Origin of the sequence: Enterococcus sp. DIV2467a (assembly GCF_050532945.1) — a bacterium.
GTDB classification, from domain to species: Bacteria; Bacillota; Bacilli; order Lactobacillales; family Enterococcaceae; genus Enterococcus; species Enterococcus faecalis.
Genome location: NZ_CP172896.1, coordinates 208040 through 222500 on the forward strand (window position 1 = coordinate 208040; position 14461 = coordinate 222500).

Genomic DNA, 14461 nt, shown 5'->3' on the forward strand with positions numbered 1-14461 from the left:
GAGGCCTAGAAGATGGCGCAAAAAGAAATGCAACGAATGATGCAAGGTGCCGTTGTGTTAACCATTGCTTCCTTCATTGCAAAAGTGTTGAGTGCGTTTTATCGCGTTCCTTTTCAGAACTTTGTAGGGGATGAAGGATTTTACGTGTATCAGCAAGTTTATCCAATCTATGGGATTGCGATGACATTAGCATTGTCAGGCTTACCGCAATTTATTTCCAAAATTGTTGCTGAACAACCAGATATTCGGAGTCAAAAACAAGTGTTGCGCCAACTATATCCCTATGTGTTATGGTTAGCGATTGCTTGTTGGGCCTTCTTTTTCTTTGGTAGTCAAGAAATTGCTATTAGTATGGGGGATGCTGCACTCCAACCATTAATGGAAGTTGTTTCCTTTGCCTTTTTACTCGTTCCAATTCTTTCCTTCTATCGTGGGAATTTTCAAGGTCATTTGTTGATGGTGCCTAGTGGTATTTCACAGGTGATGGAACAGTTTGTGCGTGTCGGGGTTATTCTAGTAGCTGCGTTGTCCTATCATTACTTTGGTGGCTCCATTTACCAAACGGGGACGGTGGCTATGAGTGGTGCGTTGGCTGGCGGTGTCTTAGCGGTACTTGTCTTATGGTACTACAATCGAAAAATTCTTAGTGGAAGTACGGAATACTTGCATCAATGGAAGATTATGCCTCAAACCACAGGACTATTTAAACGTTTAATGATTGAGGGTGGTTTGGTCTCTTTATATAGTGCTTTTCTGATTCTATTTCAATTAATTGATTCCTTTAAAGTAAAAAATGCCCTCATGCTTTTCGGGCTCTCTGATTTAGCTGCGAAAGTGGACAAAGGGGTTTATGATAGAGGACAACCACTAGTTCAATTAGGATTGGTAATTGCTTTAGCTTTAAGCTCGACCTTTTTACCAGGTTTGACAAAATATTTTATGAAAAAAGACCGTCAACAATTTTTACAAGTTGCAAAAATCTTTTTGCGTCTTACCACAACCTTGGCATCGGCGGCTTCGATTGGTCTAATGATGTTATTGCCGTACATGAACTTTACACTTTTTAAAGATTATAAAGGCAATGATGTTTTAGGGGTGTATGTTTTATCCATCGCTTTTATGGCCATTATTCAGGCCTACCAAAGTATTGAACAAAGTCGCAATCGTTTTAAAGGTCCTTTAGTGGCAGCTGGTGTGGGCTTATTAGTGAAGTTACTGACAACGGGCTTTTTCACCATTCGTTGGGGAACATTAGGTGCTAGTTGGTCTACTATTCTTGGGTTACTAGCGACGCTATTCGTTTTAGTCCGACAATCGGATGCAGCGATTAATTGTTTTGTTCGAGAACGAAACTTTTTGAAAAAACTGTTGCTTAGTTTAGCAATCATGATGCTGTCATTACTGGTCTATCAAGGAATTATCTCCATCTTGTTCCAAGGTGTGCATCACCGAAGTCAAGCGTTTTTCGTTACAGTTTTAGGTGTTGCGGTGGGTGGTACAGTTTTTATTAGCACCATCATTAAGTTAGAATTATTTACGATACGTGAATGGTTAAGTTTACCGTATGGCGCAAAAATTTTACGAATGAGACAAAAAAAATAAAAGAGGTGAATGTGATGCGGTTAGATAAATTTTTAAAAGTTTCTCGCATTATTAAAAGAAGAACAGTTGCCAAAGAAGTCGCTGATAAAGGTCGGATTCAAATCAACGGAGTCTTAGCCAAATCTTCTAGTACTGTGAAGATTGGTGACCTTGTCAAAATTCAATTTGGGAACAGAATTTTAGAAGTAGAAGTCCTGCAACTAAATGACTCTACGAAAAAAGAAGATGCCACAAAAATGTATGAAATAAAATCAGAAACACGTGTCTCTGAAGAATAAGCAGGTGAGGATGGAGCGCTTGGCAAGTTCATTGAAAAGATGAATATTCCAAGCGCTTCATCCTTTCAGCGTTTTAATGAAACAGACGCGCCGCTTTTGAAAAAAATTAATAAATCAACCGCTGTTATTTCAAAAGCAAAGAATATTTTAGAAAAAAGCTTGATTTTCTTTAACTTCTCTGAAATTAACATTAGACAAGGTTCTTAGATGTTGGTATAATAAAACGGACAATCCAAAGCGAGTGGAGCGAGACGATGGGAAAGAATGAAAAAAACTCGAAGAAAGTTGCGGCATTGGAAAATGACTACACGAAAGAACAGTATGTCGAATTCCAAAAACAACAGAAACAATTGATTTTTAGACGCAGACGCTTGGCAGCGATTTTTCTCGTGGCCTTCATTATTTTTGCCTTTTCTGGCATCCAATTGATGAAAGATTATCATCGCTTAGGTGCTTTCAAACAAGAACGAGCAGATGCAATTGCTGAATCTGTAGCAGTTGATAAGAAGGTCAAGGATCTAAAAAAAGACGTTGCTTTGTTAAAAGATGATGATTATGTGGCAAAATTAGCACGTAGCCGTTTCCTTCTCTCAAAAGAAGGCGAACAGATTTATCCCACACCAGAACAAATGAAAAAAACACAGACTTCTGGAGCGGAAGAAAGCAAGAGCAGTTCAGAAAAAAATAGTCAATCACAGTCTTCAACTGAAACAACTAAGTCTTCAGCTGAATAAACTGCAATTATAATTAGGGAAAAAATAGGAGGAACAATTTTTTTATGTCAATCGAAGTAGGAGCTAAATTGCCAGGAAAAGTGTCAGGGATTACTAACTTTGGTGCATTTATTGATTTAGGAGAAGGAAAAACTGGGTTAGTACACATCAGTGAAGTGTCTAATGGATTCGTTAAAGATATTCATGATGTATTAACAGTAGGTGACGAAGTAACAGTGAAAGTAACCTCAGTTGGTGACGACGGCAAAATTGGCTTATCGATCCGTAAAGCACAAGAGCCAGCAGAAGGGCAACAACCAAAACGTGAATTTCAACGTCGTGAAAACAATTATGAGAATCGTGACCGTAATCCACGCGCAGGGGGCAAAAAGCCTTTCAATAAACCACAAGCAAATAACAATAACAATAAACAAGATTTTGACTCATTGATGAGCTCTTTCTTGAAAGATAGTGATGACCGTTTATCTTCATTAAAACGTAATACTGAAGGCAAACGTGGTGGACGTGGCGGACGTCGCGGCTAAGCACAAACAAATAGGGGGACTGGGGATAACGAATGGGTTATTTCTCGGTTCCTCTTTTATTCTAAGGAAGAAAGAAGGGCGAACAATGTTTTGGCAGTTTTATAAACGAGGAAAAGAACAAGGATTTTGGCAACCGCATCAAACAATCGTGGTCGCCGTTTCTGGTGGTGTAGACTCCATGGCCCTTTTGACGTTAATGGAACAGGTGGCAGAAAAAGAACAATTACAATTGGTTGTTGCACACGTCAATCATCAATTGCGAGAAGCGTCGGCACAGGAAGCGCAATATCTCGCTACCTATTGTCAGCAGCGAGAGCTAACGTATTATGAAACACGTTGGAAAGACCCTGAAAAGCAACGAAATTTAGAAGCAAAAGCGCGCACATTTCGTTATGAATTTTTTAAAGAAGTCATGGAAATTGAAGGTGCGGCGGTCTTAATGACGGCACATCATCTAGACGATCAAGCGGAAACGATTTTAATGAAGCTGATTCGAGGAACTAATTTTTCCCATTCCGCGGGCATTAAAGAGAGACGTCCTTTTGCGACAGGGGAATTGATTCGTCCGTTACTCATTTATCCAAAAGAAGAATTGTATCAATTTGCACAGCGCCAAGCATTCGTTTATTTTGAGGACGAAACGAACCAAACCAATGAATATTTGAGAAATCGACTCCGTAATCAGGTTTTGCCGCTATTAAAGCAGGAAAATCCGCAATTCTTAGATCAGATTGCTTCTTTTAGTAATGAACAACGTTTTGCCCAAGAATTTATTCAAGAACAAATTGAGCCTCAATTATCTGAAGCCGTAGAACCGACCAAACAAGGATGGCGCATTCCTTTGAAGAGATTATTAAAAGAAACGCCTGCGTACCAGCACTTCTTTTTAACCGCGTTTTTCCAAAAAACATTAGTGCCATTAGGGGTTTCGTTAAACCAACGCCAGATGACACAAATTTTAAAAGTTTTGAATGATGAACGCCAACCGCAAGGCTCGGTTATGTTAGAACAGCAATGGCAACTAGCTAAAAGTTATGATTGGCTATGCTTAGAACAAAAACAGGTTGCACTGCGAGAAGAAGTTACACATTTATTAGTACCTGGTGCGGGGATTTATCTATCGGAAACCGAGTGGCTAGGATTAATTGCGACAGACAAACCGTTTCCTCTTCCTGAAGAGATTAATCAGTGGACGGGTCAGTTGTTGGCAATCCCGTTGACCACAGCCACACCTTTGACCGTTCGTCATCGCCAAAGTGGTGATCGGATTACATTAAAACCAGGGTTTACGAAAAAATTAAGCAGAGTTTTTATTGATCAAAAAGTGCCAAATGAAGCGAGAGAGAGTGCTTGGGTCATTACGGATGAGCAAGAGGAAATCATTTGGGTACCAAAATTTGCAAATTCCTATTTGAGTATTCCTTTAGAAACTGATAAAATACACTACAGACTCCTTTTTAAGACAAAGGAGTAATGCTGAAAGGAGCGCACTATGATAGAAAAAGATATTGAGAAAGTCCTAATCTCCAAAGAAGAAATTCTTGCGAAGTCTGCAGAGCTTGGCAAGCAACTGACAGAAGAATATCAAGGGAAAAATCCTTTAGTGGTCGGTATTTTAAAAGGTGCAGTACCATTTATGGCTGATTTGACTCGTGAAATCAATACTTATTTAGAATTGGACTTTATGGATGTATCTAGCTACGGCAACGCGACAGTTTCTTCAGGCGAAGTAAAAATTGTCAAAGACTTGGACACAAATGTCGAAGGTAGACATATTTTAATCGTAGAAGATATCATCGATAGTGGTCGTACATTAGCGTATTTAGTAGATTTGTTTAGATACCGTAAAGCTGCATCTGTGAAAATTGTTACCTTATTAGATAAACCAGAAGGCCGTGTAGTAGACATTAAAGCTGACTACGTAGGGTTTGATGTGCCCAATGAGTTTGTGGTCGGTTACGGATTAGACTATGCAGAAACGTACCGCAACTTGCCTTATATTGGCGTTTTAAAACCTGAAGTTTACGAATCAAATTAATATCTATCAAGGAATTAATTGTGTTACAATGTAAAGGTCAGGATTGATAAAAGAATAACATGAATTGTAATGATGAGCATAAGGAGGACAGGCATGAACAAAAAGAATAATGGCATGAAAAATGGTTTATACTACGTCTTAGTAGTACTTGCCATGGTCATGGTTGTCTATTTCATTTTTGGAAATAACAACCAACAATCGCCAGACATCGATTACTCAACCTTCCAACAACAATTGGAAGACGGAAAAGTCAAAGACATGACCATTCAACCAACCAATGGGGTTTACCGGATTGAAGGTCAGTATAAAGAAAAACAAGAAGTGAAAGACACAGGTGGTCTGTCATTGTGGGGCTCAACGCAAGCGTCGTCAAAAGGCTTCACAACAACCGTTTTACCTAGTGATACAACCTTAGCTGGCATTCAAGATGCGGCACAAAATAACAAGGTGAAGCTAGTTGTCAAAGAACAATCAACAAGTGGAGCTTGGTTGTCACTGTTGTTTAGTTTCTTACCATTAGTGATTATTTTCTTCTTCTTCTACATGATGATGAGCCAACAAGGCGGTGGCGGTGGCGGCGGTGGCCGTGTGATGAACTTCGGTAAATCAAAAGCCAAAGAAGCCGATAAAAAAGCTAACCGTGTCCGCTTCTCAGATGTAGCTGGTGCGGAAGAAGAAAAACAAGAATTAGTTGAAGTAGTGGAATTCTTAAAAGATCCACGTCGTTTCGCTGAATTAGGCGCACGGATTCCTGCGGGCGTACTATTAGAGGGACCTCCAGGGACTGGTAAAACGTTACTTGCTAAAGCCGTAGCAGGTGAAGCAGGTGTGCCATTTTACTCAATCTCAGGTTCAGATTTCGTTGAAATGTTTGTCGGGGTCGGTGCTAGCCGTGTCCGGGATTTATTTGAAACAGCGAAGAAAAACGCGCCTGCAATTATCTTTATCGATGAAATCGATGCAGTTGGTCGTCAACGTGGTGCTGGTATGGGTGGCGGACACGACGAACGTGAACAAACCCTTAACCAATTATTAGTTGAGATGGATGGTTTTGATGGCAATGAAGGAGTTATCGTAATTGCTGCAACGAACCGTTCAGACGTGTTAGACCCAGCGTTGTTACGTCCAGGTCGTTTTGACCGCCAAATCTTGGTAGGACGTCCAGATGTCAAAGGTCGTGAAGCGATTTTACGTGTTCATGCGAAAAACAAACCGTTAGCTGATGACGTTGATTTGAAAGTTGTTGCACAACAAACACCAGGTTTTGCTGGTGCTGATTTAGAAAATGTCTTAAACGAAGCAGCCTTAGTTGCCGCTCGTCGTAACAAGAAAAAAATTGATGCTTCTGATGTGGATGAAGCCGAAGACCGCGTAATTGCTGGTCCAGCTAAAAAAGATCGCGTGATTAATAAAAAAGAACGCGAAATGGTGGCTTACCATGAAGCAGGACACACAATTGTTGGTTTAGTCTTAAGCCGTGCTCGTGTTGTCCACAAAGTAACAATTATCCCTCGTGGTCGCGCAGGCGGTTATATGATTGCTTTACCAAAAGAAGATCAATTCTTAATGACTAAAGAAGATATGTTTGAACAAATCGTTGGCTTACTTGGTGGACGTACAGCAGAAGAAATTATCTTTGGCGTTCAATCAACAGGGGCTTCAAATGACTTTGAACAAGCAACAGGGATTGCCCGTAGCATGGTAACGGAATATGGAATGAGTGACAAATTAGGACCTGTTCAATATGAAGGAAACCATCAAGTCTTTGTCGGTCGTGATTATGGTCAAACAAAAGCTTACTCAGAACAAGTGGCGTTTGAAATCGATCAGGAAGTTCGCCGTATCTTAATGGATGCTCATACAAAAGCGCATGAAATTATCGAAGCGCACCGTGAACAACATAAACTAATCGCTGAAAAACTATTAGAATATGAAACATTAGATGCAAAAGCAATCAAATCATTATTTGAAACAGGTAAAATGCCTGAAGGTGCTGACAGCGACTATCCTAGTGAAAAAGAAGCGCAAACATTCGAAGAAGCAAAACGTGCTTTAGAAGAAAAAGAAGCGCAAAAACAAGTTGAAGAAAAACAAGACTTTGAAGAAGCGAAAAAAGAATTACATGATGAAGCAGAAGAAGTCAAAGTAGAAAGCGAACAAACAGAAAAAGAAGTCCAATCTGAAGAGAAAAAAGATTCAGATTCCAATTCTGAATATGATCGCAATAACTACGAAGATCGTTATAAATAACCAATTAGTAGAAGGTGCAGTATTTGTCGAGTTGACGAATACTGCACCTTCTATAATATTAAGATATTCTATAGAAGGAAGATTATTTGGTTGAAAAAACACCTGATTCCTAGTATTATCTGACTAATGGACAAAAAAGCACCAAGAGAAGAGGAAAAAGAATGGAAGATTATTTAGTAAAAGCCCTTTGTTATAAAGGTTCAATACGAGCATATGCCATCAGTGCCACTGAAACTGTTAGCGAAGCGCAAAGAAGACATGATACATGGAGTTCTTCTACTGCAGCGTTAGGGCGCACATTGATTGGAGCCCTTTTACTAGGAGCGACTTTAAAAGGTGACGATAAATTAACTGTAAAAGTACAAGGAAATGGCCCAGCTGGCGCTATTATTGTCGATAGTAATGGCCGTGGAGAAACAAAAGGCTACATTAAAAATCCACATGTCAGCTTAAAGTTGAATGCAACAGGTAAAATTGATGTACGTGGTGCTGTCGGTAACGAAGGAATTTTCACAGTCATTAAAGATTTAGGATTAAAAGAAACCTTTTCTGGACAAACACCTATTGTTTCTGGTGAAATCGGTGAAGACTTTACATATTTTATGGCGGTCTCTGAACAAGTTCCTTCAGCTATCGGTTTAGGTGTATTGGTGGACACGGATGAATCTGTGAAAGCAGCCGGTGGTTTTATGATTCAAGTAATGCCAGGTGCCGATGAAAGTACCATTGATTTTATTGAACAGCGTCTAGCGGAAGTGCCACCAATTTCACAATTACTAGAAAATGGAGAAACACCTGAACAAGTCTTGTATCGCTTATTGGGAGAAGACGAAGTAGAAATTTTAGAAAAAATGCCTGTACAATTTAAATGTGACTGTTCCAAAGAAAAATTTGCGACCGCTTTGATTGCTGTTGGGATCGATGAATTAAATGCGATGATTGATGAAGATCATGGAGCAGAAGCAGTTTGTCAATTCTGTAACAATAAATATCACTATAGTGAAGAAGAATTAATTGAACTTCGCGATGAAGCGATTCGCAATACGAAACAAAAGTAGGAGGAAAGACTATGTGGAAAATTGGAGACGTTGAAATCCCCAACCGTGTTGTCGTAGCTCCGATGGCGGGTATTAGTAACGCCGCTTTTCGTGTGACTGTAAAAGAATTTGGCGCAGGATTAGTCGTTTGTGAAATGATTAGTGACAAAGGAATTAAATTAAGAAACAAAAAAACCTTAGAAATGCTATATATTGATGAGCGGGAATATCCTTTAAGTGTACAAATTTTTGGTGGAGATAAAGAAACATTAGTGGAAGCTGCTAAGTTTGTGGAAGAAAATACGCAAGCGGCGATTATTGATATTAACATGGGTTGCCCTGTCAATAAAATAATTAAAGCTGAAGCTGGTGCGAAATGGTTGCTGGATCCGAATAAAGTGCATGAGATGGTTCACGCAGTCTCTTCGGCAGTTTCTTTGCCTGTCACTGTAAAAATGCGAACAGGCTGGGATGAAGATCATCTATATGCTGTAGACAACGCTTTGGCTGCCGAACAAGCAGGCGCTTCGGCAATTGCTATGCATGGTCGGACACGTGTCCAAATGTACGAAGGGACAGCCAACTGGGACGTTTTAAAGGAAGTGAAAAAGCATTTAACCATTCCTTTTATGGGAAATGGCGATGTCAAAACGCCTGAAGATGCTAAACGCATGTTAGAATATGTTGGAGCGGATGGTGTGATGATTGGCCGAGCTGCTTTGGGCAATCCTTGGATGATTCAACGGACGAAAGAATACTTGGAAACGGGCGAATTGATGCCTGAGCCTTCACCAGCTGAAAAAATCAATATTGCAAAAGTTCATTTACAACGATTAGTGGATTTAAAAGGCGAAAAAATTGCGGTCCGTGAGTTTCGCCAACATGCTTCTTACTATCTAAAAGGAATCTCGCGAGCAGCCAAAGTCAAAGTTGCGATTAACCAAGTTGAAACACAACAAGCAGTTGTCGATTTACTTGATGCCTTTGTAGAGAAGATTTCCAAAGTTGCTGTAACTACTATAGAAGAATAAAAAATTCAAGCCGAAAGTAAAATTCGGCTTGCTTTTTTTCGAATTACTGTGGCATTATTAGGATAGGTTAAAATCAAGAATGGAGGAACAACAGTGGCAGAAGAACAACAAGCGCATTTAGAGGATTTAAATGATCAAATGCTCGTGCGCCGCGAAAAAATGGAAGCTTTACGTGAAGAAGGGATTGATCCTTTCGGTAAACGTTTCGATCGCACTCATAATTCAGCAGAACTTCATGAACAATATGATAATCATACAAAAGAAGAACTTAGTGAAATGAATACAGAAGTCAGCGTTGCTGGACGTATGATGACAAAACGTGGTAAAGGAAAAGCTGGTTTCGCCCATTTGCAAGACCGTGAAGGCCAAATTCAAATTTATGTTCGGAAGGACCAAGTTGGAGACGAAGCCTATGAACTATTTAAACATGCTGACTTAGGCGACTTCTTTGGTGTGACAGGTCAAGTAATGAAAACCAATACGGGGGAAGTTACTGTTAAAGCTCAAACAATTACGTTATTAACTAAAGCTTTGCGTCCATTGCCAGATAAATACCATGGATTAACGAATGTGGAACAACGTTATCGTCAACGCTATTTGGATTTAATCAGTAACAAAGAAAGCTTTGATCGTTTCATGAAACGCAGTCAAATTATTAGCGAAATCCGTCGTTATCTAGATGGCAATGGCTATGTCGAAGTAGAAACGCCTGTCTTGCATAACGAAGCAGGAGGAGCTGCTGCTCGTCCATTTATCACACACCATAATGCATTAGATATGGACTTATACTTACGCATTGCCCTAGAGTTACATTTAAAACGTTTAATTGTCGGTGGCATGGAAAAAGTATATGAAATTGGTCGTGTCTTCCGTAATGAAGGAATCGATACCACTCATAACCCAGAATTTACAATGCTAGAAGCTTATACCGCTTATACTGATTATCAAGATGTGATGGATTTAACAGAGGGAATTATTCGTAATGCTGCGGAAAAAGTCTTAGGAACTACTGATATCACGTACGATGGTCAAGCGGTTGACTTAGGAAGTCCTTTCAAACGTCTACACATGGTAGATGCGGTCAAAGAACAAACGGGCGTAGATTTTTGGCAAGAGATGACGATAGAAGAAGCCCGTGCGTTGGCTAAAGAACATAATGTTGAAATTACAGATGCCATGACAGTCGGTCATATCATTAATGAATTTTTCGAAACATTTGTAGAAGATACGTTGCAACAACCAACATTTATTTATGGTCACCCAGTCGCTGTTTCACCATTAGCGAAGAAAAATCCAGAAGATGGTCGTTTCACTGACCGCTTTGAACTATTTATTATCGGAAAAGAGTTTGCTAATGCATTTACAGAATTAAATGATCCAATTGACCAACGTGAACGTTTTGAAGAACAAGAAAAAGAACGGGAACAAGGAAATGATGAAGCACACGGAGTAGATGAAGATTTCATCGAAGCCTTAGAATATGGCTTGCCACCAACCGGAGGATTAGGTATTGGGATTGATCGACTAGTTATGTTATTAACCGATGCACAATCAATTCGTGATGTCTTGCTATTCCCAACAATGAGATAAAAAAAGATGCCTTAAGGGCATCTTTTTTTTGTATTCGCAAAAAATTAAATAAAAAAAGAATAGAAAAACAATTGAAACCAATTCTTTTTTTCTAAAAAAATCGAAGATGGGTAATAAAAAGAATGGGTAATCTGATAAAAAAACGAACTTTATCTAATCGGATAAGAAAGAATAATCGGTATTGAAAAAAAGTTTAAAAAAAGTGAAAATAATGATTGACCAATGCTTGAAATCTTGGTATATTATTACATGTCGCAAGGCGAGTCACACAGCTGAGCGATTCAGAAATCAATAATTAAATAACAATTCTTGATTTCAAATCTCTCGAAAAAAGTTTGAAAAAACAACAAAAAAGTTGTTGACAAATAACAAACGAGATGATAAGATATAGAAGTTGTCACAACAGACAACAACAACCGAGCAAAACAACTTAAAAAACTTTTTAAAAAAAGTTCTTGACATTCAAACGAAAGTTTGTTATGATATAAAAGTTGCTGCGAGGTAACGTAGACCTTTGAAAACTGAACAAAGAATAGACGAACCAAATGTGTAGGGCGTCTTGATTCAATTCAAGACAACAAACATTTTTAACAAGCAAGCAATATGCTAGCAAACAAATTGAGCTTAACAATCGCAAGATTGTTCTAACTTTTATTATGAGAGTTTGATCCTGGCTCAGGACGAACGCTGGCGGCGTGCCTAATACATGCAAGTCGAACGCTTCTTTCCTCCCGAGTGCTTGCACTCAATTGGAAAGAGGAGTGGCGGACGGGTGAGTAACACGTGGGTAACCTACCCATCAGAGGGGGATAACACTTGGAAACAGGTGCTAATACCGCATAACAGTTTATGCCGCATGGCATAAGAGTGAAAGGCGCTTTCGGGTGTCGCTGATGGATGGACCCGCGGTGCATTAGCTAGTTGGTGAGGTAACGGCTCACCAAGGCCACGATGCATAGCCGACCTGAGAGGGTGATCGGCCACACTGGGACTGAGACACGGCCCAGACTCCTACGGGAGGCAGCAGTAGGGAATCTTCGGCAATGGACGAAAGTCTGACCGAGCAACGCCGCGTGAGTGAAGAAGGTTTTCGGATCGTAAAACTCTGTTGTTAGAGAAGAACAAGGACGTTAGTAACTGAACGTCCCCTGACGGTATCTAACCAGAAAGCCACGGCTAACTACGTGCCAGCAGCCGCGGTAATACGTAGGTGGCAAGCGTTGTCCGGATTTATTGGGCGTAAAGCGAGCGCAGGCGGTTTCTTAAGTCTGATGTGAAAGCCCCCGGCTCAACCGGGGAGGGTCATTGGAAACTGGGAGACTTGAGTGCAGAAGAGGAGAGTGGAATTCCATGTGTAGCGGTGAAATGCGTAGATATATGGAGGAACACCAGTGGCGAAGGCGGCTCTCTGGTCTGTAACTGACGCTGAGGCTCGAAAGCGTGGGGAGCAAACAGGATTAGATACCCTGGTAGTCCACGCCGTAAACGATGAGTGCTAAGTGTTGGAGGGTTTCCGCCCTTCAGTGCTGCAGCAAACGCATTAAGCACTCCGCCTGGGGAGTACGACCGCAAGGTTGAAACTCAAAGGAATTGACGGGGGCCCGCACAAGCGGTGGAGCATGTGGTTTAATTCGAAGCAACGCGAAGAACCTTACCAGGTCTTGACATCCTTTGACCACTCTAGAGATAGAGCTTTCCCTTCGGGGACAAAGTGACAGGTGGTGCATGGTTGTCGTCAGCTCGTGTCGTGAGATGTTGGGTTAAGTCCCGCAACGAGCGCAACCCTTATTGTTAGTTGCCATCATTTAGTTGGGCACTCTAGCGAGACTGCCGGTGACAAACCGGAGGAAGGTGGGGATGACGTCAAATCATCATGCCCCTTATGACCTGGGCTACACACGTGCTACAATGGGAAGTACAACGAGTCGCTAGACCGCGAGGTCATGCAAATCTCTTAAAGCTTCTCTCAGTTCGGATTGCAGGCTGCAACTCGCCTGCATGAAGCCGGAATCGCTAGTAATCGCGGATCAGCACGCCGCGGTGAATACGTTCCCGGGCCTTGTACACACCGCCCGTCACACCACGAGAGTTTGTAACACCCGAAGTCGGTGAGGTAACCTTTTTGGAGCCAGCCGCCTAAGGTGGGATAGATGATTGGGGTGAAGTCGTAACAAGGTAGCCGTATCGGAAGGTGCGGCTGGATCACCTCCTTTCTAAGGAATATTACGGAAATACACATTTCGTCTTTACTTTGTTCAGTTTTGAGAGGTCTACTCTCAAAACATTCGTTCATTGAAAACTGGATATTGAAGTAAAAAGAATCAAAACAAACCGAGAACACCGCGTTGAATGAGTTTTTTAATAAGTTCAATTGCTTATTTATTGATTAACCTTCTATCGCTAGAAGAAGTGATCAAGACCCAACCGTAAGGTTGATAAGGTTAAGTGAATAAGGGCGCACGGTGGATGCCTTGGCACTAGGAGCCGATGAAGGACGGGACTAACACCGATATGCTTTGGGGAGCTGTAAGTAAGCTATGATCCAGAGATTTCCGAATGGGGGAACCCAATATCTTTTATAGGATATTACTTTTCAGTGAATACATAGCTGATTAGAGGTAGACGCAGAGAACTGAAACATCTTAGTACCTGCAGGAAGAGAAAGAAAATTCGATTCCCTGAGTAGCGGCGAGCGAAACGGGAAGAGCCCAAACCAACAAGCTTGCTTGTTGGGGTTGTAGGACTCCAATATGGTAGTCTGTTAGTATAGTTGAAGGATTTGGAAAATTCCGCTAAAGAGGGTGAAAGCCCCGTAGACGAAATGCTGACAACACCTAGGAGGATCCTGAGTACGGCGGAACACGAGAAATTCCGTCGGAATCCGCGGGGACCATCCCGCAAGGCTAAATACTCCCTAGTGACCGATAGTGAACCAGTACCGTGAGGGAAAGGTGAAAAGCACCCCGGAAGGGGAGTGAAATAGATCCTGAAACCGTGTGCCTACAACAAGTCAAAGCTCGTTAATGAGTGATGGCGTGCCTTTTGTAGAATGAACCGGCGAGTTACGATTGCATGCGAGGTTAAGTCGAAGAGACGGAGCCGCAGCGAAAGCGAGTCTGAATAGGGCGAATGAGTATGTAGTCGTAGACCCGAAACCATGTGATCTACCCATGTCCAGGTTGAAGGTGCGGTAAAACGCACTGGAGGACCGAACCCACGTACGTTGAAAAGTGCGGGGATGAGGTGTGGGTAGCGGAGAAATTCCAAACGAACTTGGAGATAGCTGGTTCTCTCCGAAATAGCTTTAGGGCTAGCCTCGGAATTGAGAATGATGGAGGTAGAGCACTGTTTGGACTAGGGGCCCATCTCGGGTTACC

General features: G+C 41.2%; 10 protein-coding genes and 2 rRNA genes (1 of these 12 only partly in view). All 12 read left to right on the forward strand.

The features are described from left to right. Positions 1 to 12: 12 nt before the first annotated feature. Positions 13 to 1602, forward strand: a complete 1590-nt coding sequence (locus IGL80_RS00985) for a putative polysaccharide biosynthesis protein (protein ID WP_002359367.1) — start codon at positions 13 to 15, stop codon at positions 1600 to 1602. Positions 1603 to 1616: 14 nt separating this feature from the next. After that, positions 1617 to 1880, forward strand: coding sequence for an RNA-binding S4 domain-containing protein (locus IGL80_RS00990; protein ID WP_002356255.1), 264 nt, complete (start codon positions 1617 to 1619; stop codon positions 1878 to 1880). Positions 1881 to 2134: 254 nt separating this feature from the next. Then, entirely contained in the window at positions 2135 to 2614 is a 480-nt protein-coding gene (locus tag IGL80_RS00995) for an FtsB family cell division protein (RefSeq protein WP_002356257.1), read from the forward strand. 44 nt (positions 2615 to 2658) lie between these two features. Then, positions 2659 to 3138 (forward strand): S1 domain-containing RNA-binding protein, encoded by a 480-nt coding sequence (locus IGL80_RS01000; RefSeq protein ID WP_002356258.1) that lies wholly within the window; start codon positions 2659 to 2661, stop codon positions 3136 to 3138. A gap of 85 nt (positions 3139 to 3223) precedes the next feature. Continuing rightward, positions 3224 to 4612, forward strand: a complete 1389-nt coding sequence (gene tilS, locus IGL80_RS01005) for a tRNA lysidine(34) synthetase TilS (protein WP_002359368.1) — start codon at positions 3224 to 3226, stop codon at positions 4610 to 4612. An 18-nt stretch (positions 4613 to 4630) separates the two neighbouring features. Next, positions 4631 to 5176 (forward strand): hypoxanthine phosphoribosyltransferase, encoded by a 546-nt coding sequence (gene hpt, locus IGL80_RS01010; protein ID WP_002356260.1) that lies wholly within the window; start codon positions 4631 to 4633, stop codon positions 5174 to 5176. 93 nt (positions 5177 to 5269) lie between these two features. Then, positions 5270 to 7426 carry an ATP-dependent zinc metalloprotease FtsH gene (gene ftsH, locus IGL80_RS01015; RefSeq protein WP_002363441.1) on the forward strand — a complete coding sequence of 719 codons (2157 nt, stop codon included), beginning with the start codon at positions 5270 to 5272 and terminating at the stop codon, positions 7424 to 7426. Positions 7427 to 7587: 161 nt separating this feature from the next. Continuing rightward, positions 7588 to 8484: an Hsp33 family molecular chaperone HslO gene (hslO, locus tag IGL80_RS01020; protein WP_002359370.1), complete on the forward strand. Its 897-nt coding sequence runs from the start codon at positions 7588 to 7590 to the stop codon at positions 8482 to 8484. 11 nt (positions 8485 to 8495) lie between these two features. After that, on the forward strand, positions 8496 to 9494 hold the full coding sequence (gene dusB / locus IGL80_RS01025) for a tRNA dihydrouridine synthase DusB (RefSeq protein WP_002356263.1): 999 nt from the start codon (positions 8496 to 8498) through the stop codon (positions 9492 to 9494). Between the two features lie 93 nt (positions 9495 to 9587). Continuing rightward, the gene (gene lysS / locus IGL80_RS01030; protein WP_002359372.1) at positions 9588 to 11084 is read left to right on the forward strand and encodes a lysine--tRNA ligase; all 1497 of its coding nucleotides are present in this window, start codon (positions 9588 to 9590) and stop codon (positions 11082 to 11084) included. Positions 11085 to 11736: 652 nt separating this feature from the next. Further along, positions 11737 to 13297, forward strand: a 16S ribosomal RNA gene (locus IGL80_RS01035). Between the two features lie 226 nt (positions 13298 to 13523). Further along, positions 13524 to 14461 (forward strand): 23S ribosomal RNA (locus tag IGL80_RS01040); it runs 1975 nt beyond the window's last position. Together the 16S and 23S rRNA genes form the textbook arrangement of a ribosomal RNA operon.

What these genes read in the sequence shown, in the direction of transcription:
- IGL80_RS00985 (WP_002359367.1), top strand. Translation starts at nt 13, where the DNA reads ATGGCGCAAAAAGAAATGCAACGAATGATGCAAGGTGCCGTTGTGTTA.
- IGL80_RS00990 (WP_002356255.1), top strand. Translation starts at nt 1,617, where the DNA reads ATGCGGTTAGATAAATTTTTAAAAGTTTCTCGCATTATTAAAAGAAGA.
- IGL80_RS00995 (WP_002356257.1), top strand. Translation starts at nt 2,135, where the DNA reads ATGGGAAAGAATGAAAAAAACTCGAAGAAAGTTGCGGCATTGGAAAAT.
- IGL80_RS01000 (WP_002356258.1), top strand. Translation starts at nt 2,659, where the DNA reads ATGTCAATCGAAGTAGGAGCTAAATTGCCAGGAAAAGTGTCAGGGATT.
- tilS (WP_002359368.1), top strand. Translation starts at nt 3,224, where the DNA reads ATGTTTTGGCAGTTTTATAAACGAGGAAAAGAACAAGGATTTTGGCAA.
- hpt (WP_002356260.1), top strand. Translation starts at nt 4,631, where the DNA reads ATGATAGAAAAAGATATTGAGAAAGTCCTAATCTCCAAAGAAGAAATT.
- ftsH (WP_002363441.1), top strand. Translation starts at nt 5,270, where the DNA reads ATGAACAAAAAGAATAATGGCATGAAAAATGGTTTATACTACGTCTTA.
- hslO (WP_002359370.1), top strand. Translation starts at nt 7,588, where the DNA reads ATGGAAGATTATTTAGTAAAAGCCCTTTGTTATAAAGGTTCAATACGA.
- dusB (WP_002356263.1), top strand. Translation starts at nt 8,496, where the DNA reads ATGTGGAAAATTGGAGACGTTGAAATCCCCAACCGTGTTGTCGTAGCT.